Origin of the sequence: Mesorhizobium sp. M7A.F.Ca.US.014.04.1.1, assembly GCF_003998745.1 — a bacterium.
GTDB classification, from domain to species: Bacteria; Pseudomonadota; Alphaproteobacteria; order Rhizobiales; family Rhizobiaceae; genus Mesorhizobium; species Mesorhizobium ciceri.
The window spans coordinates 6581-11039 of sequence record NZ_RZRW01000147.1; the positions used below are offsets into that span (position 1 = coordinate 6581).

A 4459-nucleotide genomic window follows, 5' to 3' on the forward strand; every position below is an offset into this window, starting at 1 on the left:
CGGCAGCGGCAAGCCGATCGGCGAGGTGACGCCGCAAGCGGTGATCGATCTGCTGGCCGGCATTGAGCGTTCCGGAGCCGGCACATGACGGTGACGGCAAGCGCCGGCGAAACACGGTCGCGCCCGGTTCAGGTCTGGCTGCTCGTCTGGGCGGTGGCACTCGCGGCCGTGCTTGTCGTGTTCCTGTTGCGAGACCGCCTGTCCTGGGCGGTCAATTATCCGGCCAGCGCCGTCGTGCCGGTCGCCGATTGGGTCAGCGCGCTGATGCGCTGGATCAAGTCGAACCTGTCGTGGCTCACCCGCTCGATCACCGCGGTGCTCGGCGTTCCGCTCGATTTCGCGCTCAATCTGCTGGCCAAGAATTTCAAGATCGGTCGGGGCGCAGAAGCCTATGTCCTGCCGCGGCTGTCCTGGGTCGGCGTCTGCGCTGCCGCCTTCATCGCGGGGCATGCCGCCGGCGGCAGAAAACTCGGCCTGCTGGTCGGCGGCTGCTTCCTCTACATCGCGCTGTTCGGCCAATGGACCAGCGCCATGCTGACGCTTGGGCTGATCTCCATCGCCGTGCCGTTCTGCATCGTCACCGGGCTGTTCGCCGGCATCTGGGCGTGGCGCAAGCCGTGGGCCGAAAGGCTCATCGTCTCCCCTGCCCTCGACCTGATGCAGACGATCCCGACCTTCGCCTATCTCATCCCAATGCTGCTGCTGTTCGGCAACAGCCCAGTCTCGGCGATGATTGCGACCGCCATCTTCGCCACCCCGCCGATGGTGCGAGCAACGATGCTCGGCCTATCGCGGGTGCCGTCGGAGATCGACGATTTCAGCGAAATGGCCGGCTGCACGGCGCAGCAGAAACTGTGGCGGGTGCTGCTGCCGTCGGCGCGGCCGACATTGATGGTCGGCGTCAACCAGGTCATCATGCTGGCGCTGAACATGGTGATCATCGCTTCGATGATCGGTGCCGGCGGCCTCGGCTACGACGTGCTCCTGGCGCTACGCGCGCTGAAGGTCGGCGAGGCGATGGAAGCCGGCCTTGCCATTGTGGCACTCGCCATCGCACTCGACCGGCTGAGCCAGGCCATCGCGCACAGCCAAGCAAAGGGCCATGTCCATCAGGAGGTAAGCCCGAGCCTCTGGCGGCGCTACCCCAACCTGACGCTGGCCATCGCCATCCTTGTCGTGACAACACTGTCCGGTCTGTTCGTGCCGGCCTTGGCAGTGGTGCCGAAAGCGATCACTTTCACCACGGCGCCGCTGTGGAAGGCGGCGGTGAACTGGGTGACCATCAATTTCTTCGACACGATCGAAGCGTTTCGCGTGGCGCTCATCCTCAATCTGCTGAACCCGCTGCGCGCCTTTTGCGAGGGCTTTCCGTGGCTCGGCGCCGTCTTCCTGCTCGGCCTTGCCGGCTATCAACTCTCCGGCCTGCGTCTCGCCGTCCTCGTCGCCGCGCTGACCGCCTTCTGCGCCATCACCGGCCTGTGGGAAAAGACCATGGCGACGGTCTATCTCTGCGGTATTTCGGCCTTCATCGCCTGCCTGATCGGCATCCCGATCGGGCTGATGGCTTCGCGCAGCGACCGGTTCGAGAAGATCGTCACGCCGGTCATCGATACGCTGCAGGTGCTGCCATCCTTCTGCTTCATCATCCCGGTGGTGATGCTGTTTCGGGTCGGCGACGTCACCGCGATGATCGCGACGATCGCCTTCGCCGTGGTGCCGGCGATCCGCTACACCAATCACGGCATCAGGCAGGTGCCGCCGGCGCTGATCGAGGCGGCCAAGGTGTCGGGCTGCACGCCGCGCCAGACCTTCTTTCGCGTGCAACTGCCGCTGGCGCTGCCGGAAATCATGCTGGGCGTCAACCAGACGATCCTGATGGCGCTGGCAATGATCATCATCTGCGCCATGGTCGGCACCCGCGATCTCGGCCAGGAAGTGTTCATCGCGCTGTCCAAGGCCGATTCCGGCCGCGGCATCGTCGCCGGTCTCGCCATCGCCTTCATCGGCATCGTCGCCGACCGGCTGTTCAACGCCTGGACGGCGAAGGCGCGCGCAAGGCTGGGTTAGGATTAGCCGCCCCGATACAGGAGAGAATGATGACTGGCCGGATCGCTCACTGCACCTGCGGCCAATTGCAGATCCGCTGCCCGCAAGAGCCGGCCAAGGTCTCGCTTTGCCATTGCCTGGACTGTCAGCGGCGGACCGGCACTCCGTTCGGGATCGCCGCTTTCTTCGATGCCGCCGAGACCGAGATCAGCGGCTCATTCCAGACATTCCAACGCGATTCCGACAGCGGCTTTCCCGTCACCTTTCATTTCTGCGGAACGTGCGGCTCAACGGTCTTCTGGTATCCGTCACGAAAACCGGCGGCGGTAGCCGTCGCAGTCGGCTGCTTCGGAGACCCGGCATTTCCGGCGCCGACGCAGTCTGTCTATGGCGAGAGTCGCCACGGTTGGGTCGAGGCGCCGGCCTGACGGCGCCCACTCGTTATTCCGCCGCAACGCCCTTCACCTCAAGATAGCTCTCCATCGAATCATCGAGCGCCTGCAGCCACGGCGTATGATGCAGCGGCGCCATGGTGCCGGTCATCAGCGAGCGGTAGGCGTGGTCGCGGAAGCTCATAATGTCTTCGCCCTTGTGGTGTTCCCATTCCATGAAGGTCTGGTTGACCGCCTCGACGTCGAAACCGGGATAATCGGTCTGGTCCATCAATTCCTTGGTGTAGTCGCCCTGGAACCAGATCATCTGCTCGGCGTCTTCCAGCGTTTCCTCACGCGCGCGCCACTTCGCGCCGTGAGCGGCCATCGCCTCGGCCGAGGGCAGCTTGATGCGGCCCATGATGACGTCGCGGGCAAACCAGGCCTGCGCGTCGAACATATTGAAGGTGTAGAACTGATCCTGCATGCCGATATAGGAAAGCTGTGGGTTCTTCTCCCAGACGACGCCTTCATAGAGATCGAGCGGCCACATGCGGTTGGCTGTCTTGAGCTTCAGATCGTCGGTCAGGAAGGGGAAGGAATGCAGGTACCCGGTGCACAGGATGATGGCGTCGACATCCTTGGTCGTGCCATCCTTGAAATGCGCGGTTTTGCCGACGACCTTCTGCAGCAGCGGCACCTCTTTCCAATTCTCCGGCCATTTGAAACCCATCGGCTTCGAGCGGTAGCTGGAGGTGATGGATTTGGCGCCGTATTTGTAGCATTGCGAGCCGATGTCCTCGGCCGAATAGGAGCGGCCGATGATCAGGATATCCTTGCCCTTGAACTCCATCGCGTCGCGGAAATCATGGCTGTGCAGGATGCGGCCATTGAAGGTGGAGAAACCCTCGAAATAGGGCACGTTGGGTACCGAGAAATGCCCGGAGGCGACGACGACATTGTCGAACTCTTCCGAGTAGGTGACGTCGTTGGTGCGGTCATGCGCGGTGACGGTGAATTTCTTCGTCTCGTCCGAAAACGTCACCATGCGCACCGGGCTGTTGAAGCGCACCCATTTGCGCAAGCCTGATTTCTCGACGCGCCCCTTGATGTAGTCCCACAGCACGGCGCGCGGCGGATAGGAGCCGATCGGCCGGCCGAAGTGCTCCTCGAAAGTATAGTCGGCGAATTCCAGGCATTCCTTTGGTCCGTTCGACCAGAGATAGCGATACATGGAACCGTGCACCGGATCGCCATGCTCGTCGAGACCGGTGCGCCAGGTGTAGTTCCACAGGCCGCCCCAGTCCGACTGCTTTTCGAAGCAGACGATCTCGGGAATGTCGGCGCCCTTGTCGGCCGCCGATTTGAAGGCCCTGAGCTGTGCCAGGCCGGATGGGCCGGCTCCGATGACGGCAACGCGACTTTTCATGGCAGGCCTCCCGATCTGGTTTCGACTTTTGCCTTGACGCAACTCCCAAGGGGAAAGCGCTATGCGCTTTTTCCGGAATTGCTCTTACGAAACAAATTTCACTCACAGGGACAGTAATTGGCCCTTTCGTGCTGTCAACAGCCCGGTGCGGAAACAACGTTCCGCCGATGTGGATTTCCCGCAAAAAACCGGACGCGGCCAAACGCCGGATCGTGCGCATGTGCTTTCAGGCGACTTGCCGTCGCAGTTGCGCTGCTGTATCGGCACCTGACATGTTCACCTAGAGTGAAATAAATCCGCAGGAGTGCCGGGGGCGACATGGCGAAGAAGGTTTCCGATTCCAAGGCTGGTCCAGCCGGTGCAAAGGCCAAGCCGCAGCCAAAGGTCTCGGCCGACGGGAAAACCATCCGCGCGCCGCTGACGCAGAACCCGCATGCCATTCGCGACACGCGCGAAAAGGTGCTGGAGGTGGCGATCGGCCGCGAGGTGCGCGCCTTCCGCAAGAAGCTCGGCATCACCGTCGCCGATCTGGCGGTCGCCACCGACATTTCGCTGGGCATGCTGTCGAAGATCGAGAATGGCATCACCTCCCCGTCACTGACCACCTTGCAGG

The 4459-nt window shown here is 62.6% G+C and carries 4 protein-coding genes; 3 read left to right on the forward strand and 1 reads right to left on the reverse strand.

The features are described 5' to 3' along the window. The first annotated feature begins 84 nt into the window (after positions 1-84). Both EOA22_RS12590 and EOA22_RS12595 read left to right on the forward strand, forming a co-directional pair. Complete coding sequence (locus EOA22_RS12590; RefSeq protein WP_063167623.1) at positions 85-2067, forward strand: ABC transporter permease subunit; 1983 nt, start codon at positions 85-87, stop codon at positions 2065-2067. A gap of 29 nt (positions 2068-2096) precedes the next feature. Then, positions 2097-2474 carry a GFA family protein gene (locus EOA22_RS12595; protein WP_063167622.1) on the forward strand — a complete coding sequence of 126 codons (378 nt, stop codon included), beginning with the start codon at positions 2097-2099 and terminating at the stop codon, positions 2472-2474. A 13-nt stretch (positions 2475-2487) separates the two neighbouring features. On the opposite strand, the gene EOA22_RS12600 is transcribed toward EOA22_RS12595, so the two are convergent. Beyond that, entirely contained in the window at positions 2488-3846 is a 1359-nt protein-coding gene (locus EOA22_RS12600; protein ID WP_013532892.1) for an NAD(P)/FAD-dependent oxidoreductase, read from the reverse strand. Between the two features lie 318 nt (positions 3847-4164). On the opposite strand from EOA22_RS12600, the gene EOA22_RS12605 reads away from it, so the two are divergent. Further along, a partial coding sequence (locus EOA22_RS12605) for a helix-turn-helix transcriptional regulator (protein WP_164755386.1) occupies positions 4165-4459 on the forward strand: 295 nt, incomplete at its 3' end.

Bases quoted from the DNA above. Each gene is read 5' to 3' on its own strand.
- EOA22_RS12595 (WP_063167622.1), top strand. From the start codon at position 2,097: ATGACTGGCCGGATCGCTCACTGCACCTGCGGCCAATTGCAGATCCGC.
- EOA22_RS12600 (WP_013532892.1), bottom strand. From the start codon at position 3,846: ATGAAAAGTCGCGTTGCCGTCATCGGAGCCGGCCCATCCGGCCTGGCA.
- EOA22_RS12590 (WP_063167623.1), top strand. From the start codon at position 85: ATGACGGTGACGGCAAGCGCCGGCGAAACACGGTCGCGCCCGGTTCAG.